The organism is Streptomyces sp. NPDC020192 (assembly GCF_044388685.1).
Classification (GTDB): domain Bacteria; phylum Actinomycetota; class Actinomycetes; order Streptomycetales; family Streptomycetaceae; genus Streptomyces.
In genome coordinates this window covers 306,088-325,153 of record NZ_JBIRXG010000010.1, presented here as the reverse complement: position 1 = coordinate 325,153, position 19,066 = coordinate 306,088, and the positions used below count along the sequence as shown (strand labels likewise).

Genomic DNA, 19,066 nt, shown 5'->3' with positions numbered 1-19,066 from the left:
GCCAGGACATCTTCGTGCCGGAACTCCTCGACACCTGAGTCGCGCGGCAACGGCGTTTCGGGCTCATCGATCCGAGAAGGCGAGACTGGCCGTCGCCACGGCCACCTGCCGATTGGCTATGACCAGCACTTTCGCAACAGGCCCTGCGGTACCCCGATGGCGATGGGCTGACGGCCGAGGAACGGGCCCGGCGAGAGCAAGTCCGGCTCGCAGCCGCCGATCCGATCGAGGCCGGAGCCGGCGACCGGGAGGTGGCCCGACGGTTCAGGCTGACCCGGATGCCGGAAGCGGGAGCCGGGTGCGCGGAACCATGCCTGTCCTCGACACAGCAATCTAGTTTACAATTCAATTTCCGGCGAGGTGCTGCAAGGAGGTCGTACCGTGGCAGAGCTCGGACTCGCGGACACGCTGGGCATCCTGCGGCAGCCCGGCGTAGAGCCACAGCACAGCAGCACAGGGCTCGGCTGGGATCACCTGTACCTCTCCTGCCAGAAGGAACAGCCCTACCGCGCTCACTTCGAACCGGCCCCCACCCACCTGCTGATCCTGCATCTCAGCGGACCGGTGACCGTCCGCAGGGGCCAGGGGCCGAAGGCGCGGTCGCGGGCCGTCCCACGCGGTGGGCTGTTCGTGCAGCCAGCTGGCCAAACGCTGTCCGTGGAACTCGGCGGCCGGCTCGACACCGTGCATGCCTATCTGAGCGACGAGGCGTTGCGCGAGGCCAACGACGGGCGGCCGGTCCAGCTGTCCGAGGACCTGGGTGCCGTCGATCCGTTGGCCGAACAGCTCGTCCTGGCCTTGGCGGGGGTGGCACGGGATTGGCAGCCGTCGGCACGCACCTACGTCGACCACCTCGCCGGCATGCTCGCCGCACAGCTCGTACGGCGGCACGCTGCCGCGCCCGCCGAGCCGCCTCCCGGCCCGTCCGGATTGAGCGACCGGCAGCTCGTGGCGGTCAGGGAGCTCATGGAGGAGCGGCTCGCCGAGGCACTGCCGATCGCGGATCTGGCCGCCGCCGCCTCACTGAGCCGCAGCCAGTTCACCCGGCAGTTCAGGGCGAGCACCGGACAGTCGCCGCACCAGTACCTGCTGGCGCTGCGCCTGGAGCAGGCATGCCGAATGCTGCGCACGGGTTCCGCTCCCATCGGGCAGGTGGCGGTCGAATGCGGTTTCTCGCACCAGGAACACCTGACACGAGCGATGCGCGCCAGGCTGGGGACCACCCCGGCCACCCTGCGCCGCGCGGGCTGAGAATTGGCTCAGAGGTGAAGGGGCCCCTGCCCCCACCGCCCGTGGCGACGGCTTCAGCGTTCCAGGACCAGCGCCAGTGCCTGGCCCACCCCGATGCACAGAGCCGCCAGCCCAGTCCCGGATCCCGCCGCGGCCAACTGGTGCGCGACCGCGCCGGCGATGCGGGCGCCCGAGGCTCCCAGCGGATGGCCGATGGCGATGGCGCCACCGCGCGGGTTGACGACCTCCGGGTCGAGTTCGGGCAGCGCGGCCAGGCAGGCCAGAGCCTGTGCGGCGTACGCCTCGTTGAGTTCGATCGTGTGCAGTTCGTCGGGAGCGACCGACGCCTTCCCGAGCACCCTGCGGATCGCGTCCACCGGGCCGAGCCCGAAGTACTGCGGCTCGATGCCCGTCACCGCCGCCGCCCGCACCCGCGCCAGTGGTTCGCGGCCGGTCGCCGCGAGCCCCTCCTCGTCGGCGAGCAGCAGCGCGGCCGCCCCGTCGTTGAGCGGCGAGGCGTTGCCGGCTGTGATCGTGCCGTCCGCGATGAAGGCCGGCCTGAGCCGGGCGAGGGCCTCCAGGGAGGTGTCGTCCCGGATGCCCTCGTCACGGGGCAGGTCCACCCCCTCGACGGGGACGACCTCTCCCGCATACCTGCCCTCACGCCAGGCGCGGGCGGCGTTGCGGTGGCTGGCCAGGGCGAACGCGTCCTGTGCCTCCCGGGTGACGGCGTACTTGGCGCCGACGAGTTCCGCGCTCTCGCCGAGGGGGATGGTCCACTCCGCCGGCATCCGCGGGTTCACCATCCGCCAGCCGAGTGTCGTCGAGTACAGCTGCTGGTCCTTCGTCGGGAAGGCACGCTCCGGCTTCGGCAACACCCACGGCGCGCGGCTCATGGACTCGACGCCGCCGGCCACCGCAATGGACGCGTCGCCGAGCGCGATGGCGCGGGCCGCCTGGACGACTGCCTCCATGCCGGATCCGCACAGCCGGTTGACCGTGGCGCCCGGCACGGTGACCGGGAGTCCTGCGAGCAGCCCGGCCATCCGGGCCACGTCCCGGTTCTCCTCGCCCGCTCCGTTGGCGTTTCCGAGCAGCACGTCGTCGATGCGCCCCGGGTCCAGGTCGGGACTGCGGTCCAGGAGGGCGCGCAGCGCACCGGCGGCGAGATCGTCGGGGCGTACGCCCGCCAGGGCGCCGCCGTAGCGGCCGAAAGGGGTGCGCACGGCGTCGACGACGTACACGTCACGCGGTCTCTCGATCATCAGTGGCTCCCTGCAGGACTGGGGTGGGAGGTCAGCGGTGTCAGGTCGGCGATCTCGTCGGCCGTCACACCTGGGGCGGTTTCGACGAGCCGGAGTCCGGTCGGCGTGATGTCGAGGACGCACAGGTCGGTGATGATCCGGTCCACGCAGGCCCGGCCCGTCAGCGGCAGGGTGCAGTTTTCGACGATCTTGGGGCTGCCGTCCCTGGCGGTGTGTTCCATCAGTACGACGACCCTGCGGGCGCCGTGGATGAGGTCCATCGCACCGCCCATGCCCTTGATCATCTTTCCGGGAACTGCCCAGTTGGCCAGGTCGCCGCGGACCGAGACCTGCAGCGCGCCCAGGACGGCGGTGTCGATGTGGCCGCCGCGAATCATCCCGAAGGACAGCGAGGAGTCGAAGAAGGAGGCCCCCGGCCGCACGGTCACCGTCTCCTTGCCCGCGTTGATGAGGTCGGCGTCGACCTCGTCGGGTGACGGATACGGTCCGACGCCGAGCAGGCCGTTCTCCGAGTGCAGGACGACGTCGATGTCTGTCGGCAGGTGGTCGGCCACGCGGGTGGGCAGGCCGATGCCGAGGTTGACGTAGTCGCCGTCCCGCAGCTCGCGCGCAGCGCGCGCTGCCATCTCGTCCCTGGTCCAGCTCATCGCTCGTGCACCGTCCTCTTCTCGATTCCCTTGTCGGCCGCCTGCTCGGGGGTCAGCGCCACGACACGCTGGACGAACACCCCGGGCAGATGGATGTCGTGGGGGTCGAGTGCTCCCGGCTCGACCAGTTCCTCCACTTCGGCCACGGTGATGCGCCCGGCCATCGCGGCCAGCGGATTGAAGTTGCGTGCCGCACGGTGGAAGACGAGGTTGCCGTGCCGGTCTCCGCGCGCGGCCCTGACCAGCGCGAAGTCGGTGGTGATGGCGTGTTCCAAGATGTGGTCGACGCCATGGAAGGTCCGTACCTCCTTGGGCGGCGAAGCCATGGCGACGGATCCGTCCGGCGCGTACCGCCACGGCAGCCCGCCCTCCGCGACCTGCGTGCCGACGCCGGCCGGGGTGTAGAAGGCCGGGATTCCGCAGCCGCCCGCCCTGAGCCGCTCTGCGAGCGTGCCCTGTGGCGTCAGTTCGACCTCCAGCTCGCCCGCGAGGTACTGGCGGGCGAACTCCTTGTTCTCGCCGATGTACGAGCCCGTGACCCGGGCAATGCGGCCCGCGACCAGCAGGATGCCGAGGCCACGGCCGTCCACGCCGCAGTTGTTCGACACCACGGTCAGACCGCTCGCCCCGCTCTCGTACAGGGCGCCGATGAGCACCTCGGGGACACCGCTCAGTCCGAAGCCGCCGACGGCGAACGACCGTCCGTCGGTCACGTCCGCCAGGGCCTCTTCGGCCGTGGCCATCACCTTGTCCATACCGCTCTCTCCTACCGGTCCAGCACCCGGCGCAGTGCGCCGAGCAGCTCGTCCTGGGCCGACTGAGCGCTCTCGGATGCGGTGGCGCGGCGCCAGGCGACGTAGCCGTCGGGGCGCACCAGCAGCACGCCGTCCTCGGCGATCTCGCTGACTCGGCTCCATTCGCCGTACGCGTCACGGCAGTTGTCGTGGCCGATGCGCACCACCCGCAGCGGAACGCCGAGCTCTGTCTGGCAGGCGGTCGCGGCGGTGTCCCAGACGCCGCCCGACAGGCCGGTCAGCACGGTGAAGGTGCCGTCACCGATGACGTCCAGCGTGGACAGACGCTCGCCGTGGGCGTCGACGAGCCACGCGTGCGGCAGCTTCGCGCCGGGCCGGGTGGTCGGCTGGGCCACCAACTCGGCGTCCTGCGCCCAGACTTCGGCGGGACCGTCGTCGGAAAGCACCGCCGAGGAGGCGTAGCGCTGGTTCATCTCCACGCCGTGCGCGTTGAACTCGTAGTTCTTGAGCTGGATCGCTTCTTCGAGAAGGCGCCGCTTCTTGCTGGCCTCGGGCGTCTGCGCCCCGAGCGCCGCGAGTCCTTCGGCGATGGCCTGCTCGTCGCTGCCGCCGCCGACGCCCAGCACTTCGAAGATCGGGCCGAACTGGTCACGGCTGAGGTTGGCCCGCTCGACGATCTGCCGCCCGACGGGAGCACGTTCGGCCGTGTAGCTGTCGAGCAGCGCTTCTCCGGCCTCCCCGCGGATCACCATGGCGAGCTTCCAGGCGAGGTTGTAGGAGTCCTGGACGGAGGTGTTGGAGCCGAGCCCGTTGGACGGCGGATGACGGTGCACGGCGTCGCCGGTGCAGAAGACACGCCCGGACGAATACACCGTGGCGTAGCTGTGGTTGACCGTCCACAGCGAGGTCGATGTGATCTCGACCGGCAGGTCGGGGTCACCGACGAGATCACGCACGATCTGCCGCGCCGCCTTCTCGTCCACCTCCGGCGGCGGTTGCTCGATGTCGTAACCCCACACCAGCAGCCACTCGTTCCACGGACGGACCATACGGACCAGGCCCATGCCGATGCCGCCGGTCTCCGCCCCGGGCCGCAGCACCCAGTACAGAACGCTGGGCCGGTGGGCGCAGTAGCGGGTGAGGTCGGCCTTGAAGACGATGTTCATGCTGCCGGCCTTGGCCATGCGCCCGTCGAAGGGCAGGCCGAGCTGCTCGGCGACCGTGCTGCGCCCTCCGTCCGCGCCGATCAGGTAGCGGGCCCGCACGGTGAACTCGTCGCCGCGGACCCGGTCACGCAGGGAGGCGGTGACGCCATCGGCGTCCTGGGTGAAGCCGATGAACTCGGTGTCGAAGCGGACCTTGGCGCCGCGAGACGCCGCGTTGCTCGCCAGGATCGGCTCCAGGTAGGTCTGCGGCAGGTCGATCATCTCGCAGGGGCTCTTCGAGGCGTATTCGGTGGCCGAGGCGGGCCCCGTGCCCCAGCTGCGGATGCGGCCGATCTCCTGCCCGGTCAGCGAGGTGCACAGCACCGTGTCGCCCATGAGGTGGGACGGGCTGCCGAACGTCAGTGCCTCGGATTCGACGCCGAGGTCGCGCAGCACTTCCATGGTGCGTTGGTTGGTGATGTGTGCCCGCGGGGTGTTGGCGAGCCAGCCGTATTTCGTCACCAGCAAGGTGCGGATGCCGTAGGTGGCCAGCGCAAGGGCGGCCGAGCCGCCGGCGGGGCCGCTGCCGACGACGAGGACATCGGTGTCGTAGGTGTGGTGCGCGTCGGTGGATGTCATCGGTGGACGCTCCTCGGTCAGTCGGCCAGGGGGGCGATGCGGAAGGTGTAGTCGAGGCGGCGCCACTGCCCCTCGACCTGGCGGCCGTCGGGGGTGGGGCCAGTCTGCGGCGCGAAGTCGACGACGAGCTCGTCCTTGACGCCGAAGACGGTGTCGCTGTCCAGGTAGGCGCCGCCTGACACGAACAGCTGTGTGACGAGCCGGCGGTGGCCGGGTGCGTCGATCATGAAGTGGAGATGGGGTGCCCGGTAGGGATGACGCTCCACCGCGCCGAGCATGTGCCCGACCGGTCCGTCGTCGGGGATCGGGTACTCCGAGGGCAGGATGGACCAGAACCTGATCCGCCCGTCGGCGTGGGTGCGCAACCGGGCACGGAGTACCGGTCCGTCCAGATCGGGGAGTTGGACGTCGTAGAAGCCCTCTTTGTTGGACTGCCACACGTCCACGACCGCGTCTTTGACGGGCTCGCCGTCGGTGCCGGTGATCCGCACGTCCGCCCAGAGCGGGATGCCGGGCAACCCGCCGGAGATGTCGCTTCCGTGCGCGGCCTCGGGCGGCCCCTCCACGTAGAAGGGGCCGAGCACCGCGGACGGTGTGGTGGTGGGGGTACGGGAGTTGGTGAGCAGATCGACGGCGCTGGAGACACCGAGGGTGTCCGACAGCAGGACGAACTCCTGGCGGGTCGGGCTGCACAGCTGTCCGGTCCGGGTGAGGAAATCGATGGCGTACTGCCATTCGGCATCGGTGACGTCGTTGGTGGCGACGAAGGTGTGCAGGTGCCGGACGAGGTCGCTGAGCAGGGTACGGACCCGGGGCTCGGGGGCCCTCGCGAAGCTGGCCACCACCTGTTCGGTGAGGCGGGCGAGCCCCGCTTCCGTGGACGGAGGGCCTTCGGGGCGGCGCCCGTGCCAGGCGTCGGTCAGCAACTCCGCCATGTCCTCGGCGGTCAGCTTCCGCGGGTTCGGGTAGGGCGTCGAGACGGCCAGTTCGGCCGCGTGGGCGAGGCTCCACTCCGGCAGGCCGAGGTCGCGCAGCGAGGTGGGCCCGCCCAGGGATGCGACCAGGTCGTACACGCCGCTCGGGGCGTCCGGCACACCTAGGGCGTCGGCGATGCGACGCATCACGCCCGGGACGGCGGGCGCGTTGTAGGCCATGGCGTGCGGCAGGACGACGGTGTGCGTCTCGGCGTGCGGCAGATCGAAGCTGCCGCCGAGGGTGTGGCACAGCTTGTGGTGCAGGCCCATACCGACGGTGGCGAGGCAGGTCCCGGCGAGCCAGGCCGCATGCAGGAGATCGGCGCGCGCTTCCGGGTCGGCAGGGTCGGCGGTCAGGCGGGGCAGCGCCCGCGCGATGCGGGAGATCGCGTCGAGGGCCTGCTGGTCGGTGACCGGGTTGGCGTCGGAGGAGTACAGGGCCTCGACGGCGTGCGCGAGTGCGTTGACACCGCTGGTGACCGTCATGGGCAGCGGCAAAGTGAGGGTGAAGTCCACGTCGTAGACGACGGTTTCGGGCAGGATCGACGGGGAGGACTGCGTGACCTTGCGCCCGTCCCGTGTCTCGCCGAGCACGGGGGTCACCTCGGAGCCCGCGTACGTGGTCGGCAGGACCACCTGCGGGAGGTCCGTGCGCAGGGCGAGCGCCTTTGACAGGCCTGTCGTCGAACCGCCCCCGATGGCCACGATGCCGTCGGCGGAGGCCTGCGTGAGCACGTCGAGCGCCTGCTCTGTCACCTCGACCGGGGTGTGCATGGCCGCGCCGTCGAATTCCGCCACCAGCATGTCGCCGAGGGTCCGGCGGACTCGCGCAGAGGCCTCCGGCAGGGCTGGGCTGGACAGCAGCAGCACCCGGGAGCAGCCCAGCCGCTCGGCCTCGTCGCGGACCCGGCGCACCGTGCCGGCACCGAAGACGACCCGCGAGGGACGGGATGTGTACACGAATGTTCGCACTGAGCTCGGCCTCCGCGTCATCGGGGATTGTGTCGGTAGCTCGGGCACCGAGTATGCGAAGGGCGTCCGGGTGAGTTCCTGCACGATCAGCGCGTTGCACTGCACAAAGCACGCATGTGTCGCAGGGTCTCCGGCGGACCTGGGGCGTGCGTCGAAACGCTGATGAGTGCCAGGCGGAGATCGCCGGATCGACCGGGCAGCTGGAAGCTGCGCGGGAGAAAGCACCGCAGCGGAGACCACCAGGGTGGAACCAGACCGATCGCGTCGGAGACCGCTCCCCATACGGCGGCACGGACCGCCATCCCTCCTTGCGGTCGCCGAGGACGCCGTGCTCACCACAGCGGTTGAGATCGCCCAGGGAGAGGTGAACAAGGCCGGTGACACCCTCGGAACCATCAGGGTCCGCACGTACGCCCCGGTCCCGGCCGCCCGGCGCGACAGCATCAGCCCGCTCGGCTGACGTGGGCAGCAGGCGGCGAACATCGGGGTCCTGATGCAAAACAGCGCCCGGGCAGATGAGAGCCGGAACGCCTCGCAGCCGCCGGCATGCTCGGCAGGATGTCGTCCCGCAGGCGCCCCGGCCACGCCACCGCCCGTCGTAGATGACACGATGGCCGACACCGGCGTGCTGCCGCCGACGCTGGGAAGGCGTCCCCTGCCCCTCCGCCCACGACGCCACCCGCAACCCGCACCGCAAGAAGACCGCATGGCAGCAGGGCGCCGTGCGTGCCATCCTCCTCAACCCCCGCTACACCGGCCACGAGGTCTGGAACAAGCAGCGCAAAGAGGAACGCCTCCTCGACGTCGACGACGTCACCCTCGGCCACCGCACCCACATGACCCACAACCCGCCCGAGGAGTGGATCCACTCCATTGAGCCCGCCCACGAAGCGATCATCAGCCCCGATCTCTTCGATGCCGCCCGCACCGTGCGCACGCAGCGCGCCCGCAACCAGGGGCGGCAGGAGCGCGCCGGTAAGCGGGGAGCGCGCCCCTACGCCCTGCGCGGCCGGGTCCGGTGCAGCCTGTGCGGGCGCAAGATGCAGCCCGCCACCATCCGCAGCCGCGTCTACTACCGCTGCGAGTTCAAAGAGGAAGAAGCCGCCCTCTACCCCGACCTCACCCACCCGCGCACCGTCTACCTGCGGGAAGACATCGTGTGCCAGACCCTGGACCGGTGGATCGCCCGGGCCTTCGCCCCGGACCGGCTCTCCGCCACCATCGAAGCGCTCACCCTCGCCAGCGCCGCAGCGAGCGCCGCAGAGCCCCAGCCCCCCGAGCAGGCCCAAGCACGCCAGGCGATCAAGGAGTGCGAGCGGCGGCTCGCCCGCTACCAGGCAGCCCTCGACGCCGGTGCCGACCCCGCCGTCGTCACCCAGTGGATCAACGAGGCCCAGCGGGACAAGGACGCGGCACAGAAGAAACTCGACGCGCACCCCGCCGTCCCCCGGAAGAAGCAATCCCCGCTCGACGCGCGACAGATCCGGCAGATCACTGAGAGTCTTGGAGACATTGCACAGCGCATCCAGACCGCTGCCGCCGACAAGAAGGGCCCCCTGTACGAGGCCCTGGGCATCACTATCAGCTACGAACACGCAACGAGGACCGCGACCTTTAGGTCGAGGCCCTCGTCACCGTATCGTCAATCGTTGTGTCCGAGGGGGGACTTGAACCCCCACGCCCGATAAAGGGCACTAGCACCTCAAGCTAGCGCGTCTGCCATTCCGCCACCCGGACTAGGTGTCTGCCGCCTTTCCGGGGGTGTTCCCCGCGGCGACATGGACAACAATACCAAGGTTTCGGAGTGCCTTTCACCTGCATATCCGTGCCCTGGGCGGCGGCCCGGAGCGACCGGGACGCCGGGATCGCGGGGGTATGCGGAATGCGAGATCCCGTGTGCACCGCGTGAGGGTCAGGGCATGAGCTGGTACTCCGGGAAGTTCCCGGGCGGCCGCTCCCCCGCCGGGCCCCGGGTGACGGCGCGCACCAGGAGGTCGCCGCCGACGAAGGCGCCGCGCCAGGATCCGCCGAAGCCGCCGAACAGCTCGTCGCGGTCCCCTCGGGAACGGGGCACCCCCTGCCCGGTCTTGAAGGCGCGGATCTGCGGGGCGAGCCGGTCGTAGACGGCCCGGTCGTCCGTGGCGAGGGTGGCGACCAGCGCGCCGTTGGAGGCGTTCATGGCGGCCAGCAGCTCGGCCTCGGTGTCGACGAGGACGATCGTGTCGACCGGCCCGAAGGGTTCCGCGTGGTGCAGCGGAGAGGAGGGCGGCGGATTGAGGAGGGTGACCGGGTGGACGTAGGCGGAGGTGTCCTGGCCGGGCAGGAAACGCGCCCCGTCCGCCCGGCCCCGGTAGAGCGGTACGGCGCCCCGGTCGACGGCCTCGGCGACCTGGCCGGTGAGCTCCTTGGCCTTGGCCGCCTGGATCAGGGGGCCGAAGTCGAGGTCGGGGAGCGGGTCGGCGGGGGCCGCGACCGCGAGGGGGTGGCCGACGCGGACAGAACGGACCGCCGGCAGATAGGCGGCCAGGAACGCGTCGAAGAGGGAGCGCTGGACGACGAAACGCGGGTAGGCCGTACAGCGCTGCTTTCCGTAGTCGAAGAGCTTGGGGATCACGGCGGTCAGCCGCTCCCAGCCGGAGAAGTCCCAGATCCCCCAGGTGTTGAGGCCCTCCTGTTCCAGGATGTGCCGTTTGCCGAGGTCGGCGACGGCGGTGGCGACGGCGGCGCCCGTGTCGCGGCCGCCGACGAAGGACACGCAGCCGATCTCCGGTGCCCGCACCAGCGCCTGGTTCAGCTCCCGGCCGCTGCCGCCGACCAGCGTCACGGGCGCCCCCTCGCGGGCGGCCAGCGCCGCGGCGAGAGTGAGGCAGGCCACACCGCCGTCGGTGGGGGTCTTGGCGATCACGGCGTTGCCGGCCAGGGCCTGCACGAGCATGGCGTGCACGAGCACGCTCATCGGGTAGTTCCAGCTGGCGATGTTGGAGACCGGCCCGTCCAGCGGGGCCCGTCCGGCGAGCCTCGCCTCGATGCCGTCGGTGTACCACCGCACGCCGTCGATCGCCCGGTCCACGTCCGCGAGGGCCAGCCGCCAGGGCTTGCCGATCTCCCAGACGAGCAGCAGGGCGAGCAGTTCACGGTGGGCGGCGAGCGCGTCCAGGGTCGCGGCGGTCCGGGCCCGCCGCTCGGGCAGCGGGACGTGCCGCCAGGCACGGTGCTGGTCGAGCGCGGCGCGGTGGCGGAGGTGACGCCCTCGGCCCGGTCGACGGGGACGCGGGCCACGGCCTCCGGCCGACGCGCGGCCACCTCCTCGATCTCCATGCCTCCCTGCGCGGAGGCGATCGCGAGGAAGCCTCCGGCGGCGCGGTCGAGGACGTAGGAGACGTAGAACTCCTCGGCGATGTCGACCGGTTGGGCCAGCATGACCGTGCCGACCGTGTGACCCTTGATGTCCGTCCCGAGGATCTGGCGTGCTGTCAGTTCGGCGGCCGCGGGGTCGGCGGCGAGCTCGACCCCGCCGGCCTTGCCGCGACCGCCGGCCTTCACCTGCGCCTTGGCCACGGCCCGCCCGCCGAGCCGGCGGGCGATCTCCCGCGCTTCCTTGGGTGAGTCGGTGACCTCCGCCCTCGGCACCGGGATGCCGTGTTCCTCGAAGAGCTGCCGTGCCTGGTGTTCGTACAGGTCCATGTGCGGCTCCTGTCTGCGTGAAGCTCTGAGAACTGAGCGGGGGCGGCTCCCCTGGCGCAAAGACGGCGGACTCCGCTGACCGAAGGCTGCGTCCGCCCCCTGGACACCACCCACCGGGATGGGGGACAGGCTTCATACAGTATTCGTCGACTGTATGCAATCTACTGCATACATCCGGCAGTACGCATACAGGACACCGCGAGCCGCCCAACCCCTACGAAAGGGACAGGACTTCGCCATGCCCGACGACACCCAGGACGTGATCTCCGGCGGTCATCTCGTTGCCAAGGCGCTGAAGGCCGAGGGGGTTGACCGCATCTACACGCTGTGCGGCGGCCACATCGTCGACATCTACGACGGCTGCGTCGACGAGGGCATAGAAGTCGTCGACGTACGCCACGAGCAGGTCGCCGCGCACGCCGCCGACGGGTACGCGCGGATCACGGGCAAACCGGGCTGCGCGGTGGTCACCGCCGGTCCCGGGACGACGGACGCCGTCACCGGAGTCGCCAACGCCTTCCGGGCGGAGTCCCCGATGCTGCTGATCGGCGGTCAGGGCGCGCTCACCCAGCACAAGATGGGGTCCCTGCAGGACCTGCCGCACGTCGATATGATGACGCCGATCACCAAGTTCGCGGCGACGGTCCCGGACACGGCCCGCGCGGCCGACATGGTGTCGATGGCGTTCCGCGAGTGCTACCACGGCGCACCCGGCCCCTCCTTCCTGGAGATCCCACGCGACGTCCTGGAGGCGAAGGTGCCGGCGGACAGGGCGCGGGTGCCGAAGTCCGGTGCCTACCGTGCCTCCACCCGCTCGGCCGGCGACCCCGAGGCGGTCGAGAAGCTCGCCGACCTGCTGGTCCATGCCGAGAAGCCGGCGATCCTGCTGGGCAGCCAGGTGTGGACAACTCGGGGCACGGAAGCGGCTGTTGAGCTGGTGCGCACGCTCAACATCCCCGCGTACATGAACGGGGCCGGCCGCGGCACCCTCCCGCCCGGCGACCCGCACCACTTCCAGCTCTCCCGGCGCTACGCGTTCGCCCACGCCGACGTCGTCGTGATCGTCGGCACCCCCTTCGACTTCCGCATGGGCTACCGCAAGCGCCTGTCCCCCGAGGCGACGGTGGTCCAGATCGACCTGGACTACCGCACCGTGGGCAAGAAGCGTGACATCGACCTCGGCATCGTCGGCGACGCGGGACTGGTGTTGACATCCGTGACCGAGGCCGCTTCCGGGCGCATCGACGGCGGTGCGTCCCGGCGCAAGGAGTGGCTGGACGAGCTGCGCGCGGCGAGCAGACGGCGACCGAGAAGCGGCTGCCGCAGCTCAGGTCGGACGCCTCCCCCATTCATCCGTACCGGCTGGTCAGCGAGATTAACGACTTCCTCACCGAGGACTCCGTCTACATCGGCGACGGCGGCGACATCGTCACCTTCTCCGGGCAGGTCGTGCAGCCCAAGTCGCCCGGCCACTGGATGGATCCGGGCCCGCTCCGCACGCTCGGCGTCGGCGTCCCGTTCGTGCTCGCCGCGAAGCAGGCCCGCCCGGACAAGGAGGTCGTCGCCCTCTTCGGCGACGGCGCGTTCTCGCTGACCGGCTGGGACTTCGAGACCCTGGTCCGCTACGACCTGCCCTTCGTCGGCATCGTCGGCAACAACTCCTCGATGAACCAGATCCGTTACGGCCAGGCCGCCAAGTACGGCACGGAGCGCGAGCGGGTCGGCAACACCCTCGGCGACGTGGCGTACGACAAGTTCGCCCAGATGCTGGGCGGTTACGGCGAGGAGGTCCGCGACCCCGCCGACATCGGCCCCGCACTGCGCCGGGCCCGTGAGTCGGGCAAACCGTCGCTGATCAACGTCTGGGTCGACCCGGGCGCGTACGCCCCCGGAACCATGAACCAGACCATGTACAAGTGAGGTGACCCCGGTGACCAACAAGGCACTGACCGGCATCCGCGTCCTGGACATGACGCACGTCCAGTCCGGTCCCTCCGCCACCCAACTGCTCGCCTGGCTCGGTGCCGACGTCGTCAAGCTGGAGGCGCCGAGCGGCGACATCACCCGCAGGCAGCTGCGGGACCTACCGGACGTCGACTCCCTCTACTTCACAATGCTCAACTGCAACAAGCGGAGCATCACCCTCAACACCAAGACCGAGCGCGGCAAGGAGATCCTCACCGAGCTGATCCGGCGCTCGGACGTCATGGTCGAGAACTTCGGGCCGGGCGCGGTCGACCGGATGGGGTTCACCTGGGACCGCATCAGGGAGATCAACCCCCGGATCGTCTATGCCTCCATCAAGGGGTTCGGGGACGGCCCGTACACCGACTTCAAGGCGTACGAGGTCGTCGCGCAGGCCATGGGCGGGTCGATGTCGACCACCGGTTTCGAGGACGGCCCGCCGCTGGCCACGGGGGCCCAGATCGGGGACTCGGGCACGGGCGTGCACGCCGTGGCGGGGATACTCGCGGCGCTGTACCAGCGGGAGCACACCGGGCGCGGTCAGCGGGTCAACGTGGCCATGCAGCACGCTGTGCTCAACCTCTGCCGGGTGAAGCTGCGCGACCAGCAGCGCCTGGCACACGGCCCGCTCGCCGAATATCCCAACGAGGACTTCGGCACCGAGGTTCCCCGGTCCGGGAACGCGTCCGGCGGCGGTCAGCCCGGCTGGGCCGTGAAGTGCGCGCCGGGCGGCCCGAACGACTACGTGTACGTCATCGTGCAGCCCGTCGGCTGGCAGCCGGTCAGCGAACTCATCGGACGGCCCGAGCTCGCCGACGACCCCGAGTGGGCGACGCCCGAGGCCCGGCTGCCGAAGCTGAACAAGATGTTCCAGCTGATCGAGGAGTGGTCGTCCACGCTCCCCAAGTGGGAGGTGCTGGAGCGGCTGAACGCGCGCAACATCCCGTGCGGGCCGGTCCTGTCCACCCAGGAGATCATCGAGGACGCCTCGCTGGCCGCCAACGAGATGGTGGTGCGCGTCCCGCACTCCGAGCGCGGCGAGTTCGTGACGGTCGGCAGCCCGCTCAAGCTCTCCGACTCCCCCGTCGAGGTGACCGGCTCACCGCTGCTCGGTGAGCACAACGAAGAGGTCTACATCGGCGAACTCGGTCTCGGCGACGAGGAGTTGCGCCTGCTGAAGTCGAACGGAGTGATCTGACGTGATGGCCGAGGACCGGGTACTGAAGGTGCGGTCGCTCCTCGACGCCGTGCGCGCCGAGGGCCGTACCGCGCTGACCGCGCCCGAGGGCAAGGTGATCGCCGACGTGTACGGGATCGCCGTACCCGGCGAGGAGCTGGCGACCGACGTCGACGAGGCCGTGGCGTACGCGGCACGCTTCGGCGGGCCGGTCGTGATGAAGATCGTCTCCCCGGACATCCTGCACAAGACCGACGCCGGCGGTGTGGTCGTCGGGGTGGAGGGCGCGGCGGACGTACGGGCCGCGTTCCACCGGATCGTCGCGAACGCGCGGGCCTACGACGCGGACGCGCGCGTCGAGGGCGTGCAGGTGCAGGAGCTGCTGCCGCCGGAGCAGGAGGTCATCGTCGGCGCGGTCACCGACCCCACGTTCGGGAAGGTGGTGGCGTTCGGGCTCGGCGGGGTGCTGGTCGAGGTGCTGAAGGACGTGACGTTCCGGCTCGCGCCGGTGTCGGCCGACGAGGCGCTGTCGATGCTCGACTCCATCCGGTCGGCGGAGATCCTGCGCGGGGTGCGTGGACAGGCGGGTGTCGACCGGTGGGCGGTCGCCGAGCAGATCCGGCGGGTGTCCCAACTGGTCGCGGACTTCCCGGAGATCGCCGAGGTGGACCTCAACCCGGTGATCGCGACGGTGGAGGGCGCGGTCACGGCCGACATCCGGGTGATCCTCGCCGAGAGGCAGCCCGTACCGAGGAAGACGTACACCCGCGACCAGATCCTCGCGTCCATGCGCCGGCTGATGCAGCCCTCCTCCGTCGCCGTCATCGGTGCCTCCAACAAGCCGGGCAAGATCGGCAATTCGGTGATGCGCAACCTCGTCGACGGCGGCTTCTCCGGGGAGATCCACCCGGTGAACCCCAAGGCCGATGACATTCTGGGCCGCGAGGCGTACAAGAGTGTCACGGACGTTCCCGGTGAGGTGGATGTGGCCGTCTTCGCCATTCCCGCCAGGTTCGTGGCCGCGGCCCTGGAGGCGGTGGGACGCAGGAACATCCCCAACGCCGTCCTCATCCCCTCCGGTTTCGCGGAGACCGGCGGGCACCGGCTCCAGGCGGAGATCGTGGAGATCGCCGAGCGGCACGGCATCCGGCTGCTCGGACCGAACATCTACGGCTACTACTCCACCTGGCAGGACCTGTGCGCCACGTTCTGCACGCCGTAAGACGTCAAGGGCGGGGTGGCGCTGACCTCGCAGTCCGGCGGGATCGGCATGGCCGTCCTGGGCTTCGCCCGCACCACGAAGACGGGCGTGTCGGCGATCGTCGGCCTCGGCAACAAGTCGGACCTGGACGAGGACGACCTGCTGACCTGGTTCGGCGAGGACCCGCACACCGTGTGCGTCGCCATGCATCTCGAAGACCTCAAGGACGGGCGGGCGTTCGTGGCGGCGGCCCGCGCGACCGTGCCGAGGAAGCCGGTGGTGGTGCTGAAGGCGGGCCGTACGGCGGCGGGTGCGAAGGCGGCCGGCTCGCACACCGGGGCGCTCGCGGGCGACGACGCGGTGTACGACGACATCCTGCGGCAGGCGGGTGTCATCCGGGCGCCGGGCCTGAACGACATGCTGGAGTACGCCCGCGCCCTGCCCGTCCTGCCCGCCCCCAAGGGCGACAACGTGGTGATCATCACCGGGGCTGGCGGCAGCGGGGTGCTGCTGTCGGACGCGGTGACCGACAACGGGCTGTCCCTGATGGAGATCCCGGCCGACCTGGACGAGGCGTTCCGCCGGTTCATCCCGCCGTTCGGCGCGGCCGGCAACCCGGTCGACATCACCGGGGGCGAGCCGCCGTCGACGTACGAGGCGACGATCCGGCTGGGCCTGGAGGACCCGCGGATCCACGCGCTCGTCCTCGGTTACTGGCACACGATCGTCACCCCGCCGATGGTGTTCGCCGAACCGACCGCGCGCGTGGTCGCCGAGTTCCGTGAGCGCGGGATCGAGAAGCCGGTCGTGGCCTCGCTCGCGGGCGATGTCGAGGTCGAGGAGGCCTGCCGGTACCTGTTCGAGCGGGGGGTCGTGGCCTACCCGTACACCACCGAGAAGCCGGTGGCCGTGCTCGGCGCGAAGTACCGCTGGGCGCGGGCGGCCGGAGTGCTGGGGGGCGGTTCACGAGGTGAGTGACGCGGGGCCGGCCGGCGGTGCGCGTCGGCCGGCCCCGGGACCCGTGTGCGCACGAAAGGCATATGGACAGGGGGCGCTGGCCAGAACTTTCGACGCAGAGGGTGGAACCGTGTGATGGAAACCACCGATCTCCCCACCGTCCTGCTGTGCAGGGAGGTGAGGGACCGCAGGGGCCGCGTGTACCGGATCGGCGAGAGCGACGTCGAGCTGCTGGGCCGTGGCCGGATCTGGATGGCCTTCCTGCCCTGGGCGGGCATCGCGGCGATCAGCTGTGCCGCGTACGCGTATCTCGTGGCGCGGACCGGTCTCCGTGAAGCCCATGGGTGGGGCGGACATCTGTGGCCGGCGGGCCTGTGGGCGTTGTCCCAGGCCGCCGTCGCCCACCCGGCCGGGCGCCTGAGGGAGTGCGGCCGGCTCTCCGCCCGCGCGGCCATGACGAGCGGGGCGTTCGGCACCCTGCTCGGGTATCTCGCGCTCGCGGCCGCACCTCAACTCACCGCAGCCCGGCTTGGGTTCGGCGTTCTGGCCGGTGCCGGAGCGGGCCTGGTGCACGCGACCTGTCTGACGCTGCCGGGCAAGTGCTGGCCGGAACGCCGGGGCGCGGCCACGGGGTTCGTGGCGAGCGGGCTCGCCGTAGGGGCCGTACCGTTTCTGATTCCCGCCGTCCGGGAGGCCGCCCCGCGGACTCTGCTCGCGGCCGCGGGCGCCGGGGCGTGTCTGGCGGCCTGGACGGCCGGACGGCGCTTCCGGGACCCGCCGGGCAACTGGTGGCCGCCCGGCCCCGACCCGCGGTCCGTACCGGCGGACGGCGTCGCCCGGCGCGCGCGAGAGCGGAATCCCCCCGCCGTACGCCACCACAGCCATCAACAGGCAGCCGGTGCACCGGTGTTGTGGCTCATGGGCCTGTGTCTGCTGGGAGCGGCAGGAGTCACGGTGCTCGGCTTCTGCCAGCAGGCACGGTACGGCCAGGAGCTGGGCGTCTCCGCCGGGTCGGTGCGGTCCGTGACCGTGACGGGCGGTGCCGTGGTGGCCGTGACCGGCGCATGGTCGGACCGTGCCGGGCGGCGCACCGCCCTCGTCGCGGCCTGTCTGGTGCTGGGCGTCGCACAGTTGGGGACAGGGCTCGCGGGCCGCACCGACTCCGCCGCCCTCCTGTTGTGCTGCGCCGCACTCACCGCGGCCGCCGGCGGTACGACCCTGGCGTCGGTCACCGCGCCGGCCGCGGACCACTTCGGCGAGAACCACAGCGCGAGCATCCACGGCCTGCTCGCGGGCGCCTGGCTCCTGCCGGTCGCCGTCGGCTGCGGTACGGCGGCGATGGCGACCGCCACCCAACACCCCTGTGTCACCTGCCTGTCGGCCGGTGGCACCGGGCTGGGCTGCGCCGCGGTGGCGCTGTTCCTCAGAGCGCCGGGCAGGCTCAGCGCCCGGCGCATCGTCCCCAATCCCCACCCCCTCGGCGAGGAGATGGCCCGACATGACGGCTGATCCGATGGCAACAAGGAACACGCCGACCGATCCCGGCGCGGCGAACCGCTCGTACCGCGAAGTCACCGACTCCCGGGGGCGGGTGTACCGCGTCGGCGAGACCGACCGCGACATACTCGGCCGTTCCCGCAGGCTCATGGTGTACCTGCCGTGGATCGCGATGATGGCCATCAGCGTCTCGGAGTACGCCTACGGCTCCGCGGAGGACACCCTGTCCGCCGCACACCACTGGACGCAGAGCAACACCTTCTGGATCCTCAGCGTCTGGGTGTTCTTCCAGGCCGGCATCGCCTTCCCGGCGGGCTGGCTGCGCGAGCGGGGCCTGCTCACGGCCCGCCGCGCGATGTTCCTCGGCGCCGGGATGTGTCTGCTCGGCTTCCTCGCCCTGTCCCACCTCCACAACGTATGGCTGGCCATCCTCGGCTTCGGTGTCGTGGGCGGTGTCGGCTCCGGGCTGATCTACGCCACCTGCATCAACATGGTCGGCAAGTGGTTCCCCGAACGGCGCGGCGCGAAGACCGGGTTACTCACCCAGTTCGGCGTCATCTGGGCCGGTGACATCAGGAACGAGTGGCTGTTCCTGTTCTTCGCCTTCCTCTCCGGCTTCGGCGGCGGCGCCTTCTACCCGATGTTCGCCGCCCTCACCCCGGACTACTTCGGCGAGAACTACAACGCCACCAACTACGGCCTGGTGTACAGCGGCAAGCTCGTCAGCGGCCTGTTCGGCGGTGGCCTCGGCTCCCTGGTGGTCGACGCCTGGGGCTACAACGGCGCCTACGCGCTGGCCGGCGGCGTGTCGATGGTGGCGGCGGCGATCGCGCTGCTGCTGCGCCAACCCGGCTGGGAGGGCAGGGCGACGGCCGTCCCGACCTCGGATGCACAGACCGCGCCCTGAGCACGACCTCTGGTGGCTCCCCCTCCACGATCCGCACACCGATCACCGGAG

At 70.8% G+C, this 19,066-nt stretch carries 11 protein-coding genes, 1 tRNA gene and 4 pseudogenes; 8 read left to right on the top strand and 8 right to left on the bottom strand.

The window, feature by feature from the left end:
- Window positions 1–381: 381 nt before the first annotated feature.
- Entirely contained in the window at window positions 382–1,251 is an 870-nt protein-coding gene (locus ACH47Z_RS21485) for a helix-turn-helix domain-containing protein (protein ID WP_399075876.1), read from the top strand.
- 53 nt (window positions 1,252–1,304) lie between these two features.
- On the opposite strand, the gene ACH47Z_RS21480 is transcribed toward ACH47Z_RS21485, so the two are convergent.
- From ACH47Z_RS21480 to ACH47Z_RS21460, 5 genes are read right to left on the bottom strand one after another with little or no spacing between them, the layout of a single operon-like run.
- Entirely contained in the window at window positions 1,305–2,495 is a 1,191-nt protein-coding gene (locus ACH47Z_RS21480) for a thiolase family protein (RefSeq protein ID WP_399075874.1), read from the bottom strand.
- Complete coding sequence (locus ACH47Z_RS21475) at window positions 2,495–3,142, bottom strand: CoA transferase subunit B (RefSeq protein ID WP_399075872.1); 648 nt, start codon at window positions 3,140–3,142, stop codon at window positions 2,495–2,497. Before ACH47Z_RS21475 ends, ACH47Z_RS21480 begins: the two co-directional genes overlap by 1 nt.
- The gene (locus ACH47Z_RS21470) at window positions 3,139–3,897 is read right to left on the bottom strand and encodes a CoA transferase subunit A (protein ID WP_399075870.1); all 759 of its coding nucleotides are present in this window, start codon (window positions 3,895–3,897) and stop codon (window positions 3,139–3,141) included. Before ACH47Z_RS21470 ends, ACH47Z_RS21475 begins: the two co-directional genes overlap by 4 nt.
- Before the next feature lie 11 nt (window positions 3,898–3,908).
- On the bottom strand, window positions 3,909–5,681 hold the full coding sequence (locus tag ACH47Z_RS21465) for an FAD-dependent oxidoreductase (protein ID WP_399075868.1): 1,773 nt from the start codon (window positions 5,679–5,681) through the stop codon (window positions 3,909–3,911).
- A gap of 17 nt (window positions 5,682–5,698) precedes the next feature.
- Entirely contained in the window at window positions 5,699–7,627 is a 1,929-nt protein-coding gene (locus ACH47Z_RS21460; RefSeq protein WP_399075866.1) for a maleylacetate reductase and hydroxyquinol 1,2-dioxygenase domain-containing protein, read from the bottom strand.
- Window positions 7,628–7,955: 328 nt separating this feature from the next.
- Between ACH47Z_RS21460 and ACH47Z_RS21455 the strand changes: the two genes are divergently transcribed.
- Together ACH47Z_RS21455 and ACH47Z_RS21450 are read left to right on the top strand one after the other, a co-directional pair.
- On the top strand, window positions 7,956–8,087 hold the full coding sequence (locus ACH47Z_RS21455; RefSeq protein ID WP_399075864.1) for a hypothetical protein: 132 nt from the start codon (window positions 7,956–7,958) through the stop codon (window positions 8,085–8,087).
- A gap of 142 nt (window positions 8,088–8,229) precedes the next feature.
- On the top strand, window positions 8,230–9,315 hold the full coding sequence (locus ACH47Z_RS21450; protein ID WP_399075862.1) for a recombinase family protein: 1,086 nt from the start codon (window positions 8,230–8,232) through the stop codon (window positions 9,313–9,315).
- On the opposite strand, the gene ACH47Z_RS21445 is transcribed toward ACH47Z_RS21450, so the two are convergent.
- The 3 genes and pseudogenes from ACH47Z_RS21445 to ACH47Z_RS21435 form a co-directional block, all read right to left on the bottom strand.
- Window positions 9,280–9,364 (bottom strand) — tRNA-Leu (locus tag ACH47Z_RS21445). The genes ACH47Z_RS21450 and ACH47Z_RS21445 overlap by 36 nt on opposite strands.
- A 175-nt stretch (window positions 9,365–9,539) precedes the next feature.
- A pseudogene (locus tag ACH47Z_RS21440) lies at window positions 9,540–10,865 on the bottom strand (aldehyde dehydrogenase family protein); the annotation flags it as partial.
- Window positions 10,856–11,311 (bottom strand): annotated as a pseudogene (locus ACH47Z_RS21435) (ATP-grasp domain-containing protein); the annotation flags it as partial. The pseudogenes ACH47Z_RS21435 and ACH47Z_RS21440, both read right to left, overlap by 10 nt.
- Before the next feature lie 238 nt (window positions 11,312–11,549).
- Here ACH47Z_RS21435 and ACH47Z_RS21430 point away from each other — a divergent pair.
- The 5 genes and pseudogenes from ACH47Z_RS21430 (at window position 11,550) to ACH47Z_RS21410 (ending at window position 19,015) form a co-directional block, all read left to right on the top strand.
- Window positions 11,550–13,231 (top strand): annotated as a pseudogene (locus tag ACH47Z_RS21430) (thiamine pyrophosphate-binding protein).
- A 10-nt stretch (window positions 13,232–13,241) separates the two neighbouring features.
- Window positions 13,242–14,474 (top strand): formyl-CoA transferase, encoded by a 1,233-nt coding sequence (gene frc / locus ACH47Z_RS21425; RefSeq protein ID WP_399075860.1) that lies wholly within the window; start codon window positions 13,242–13,244, stop codon window positions 14,472–14,474.
- 4 nt (window positions 14,475–14,478) lie between these two features.
- Window positions 14,479–16,632: pseudogene (locus ACH47Z_RS21420) on the top strand (acetate--CoA ligase family protein).
- 114 nt (window positions 16,633–16,746) lie between these two features.
- On the top strand, window positions 16,747–18,120 hold the full coding sequence (locus tag ACH47Z_RS21415) for an MFS transporter (RefSeq protein WP_399075857.1): 1,374 nt from the start codon (window positions 16,747–16,749) through the stop codon (window positions 18,118–18,120).
- A complete protein-coding gene (locus ACH47Z_RS21410) occupies window positions 18,110–19,015 on the top strand; it encodes an MFS transporter (protein ID WP_399075855.1) in 906 nt (301 codons plus the stop codon). Before ACH47Z_RS21415 ends, ACH47Z_RS21410 begins: the two co-directional genes overlap by 11 nt.
- Window positions 19,016–19,066: the final 51 nt, after the last annotated feature.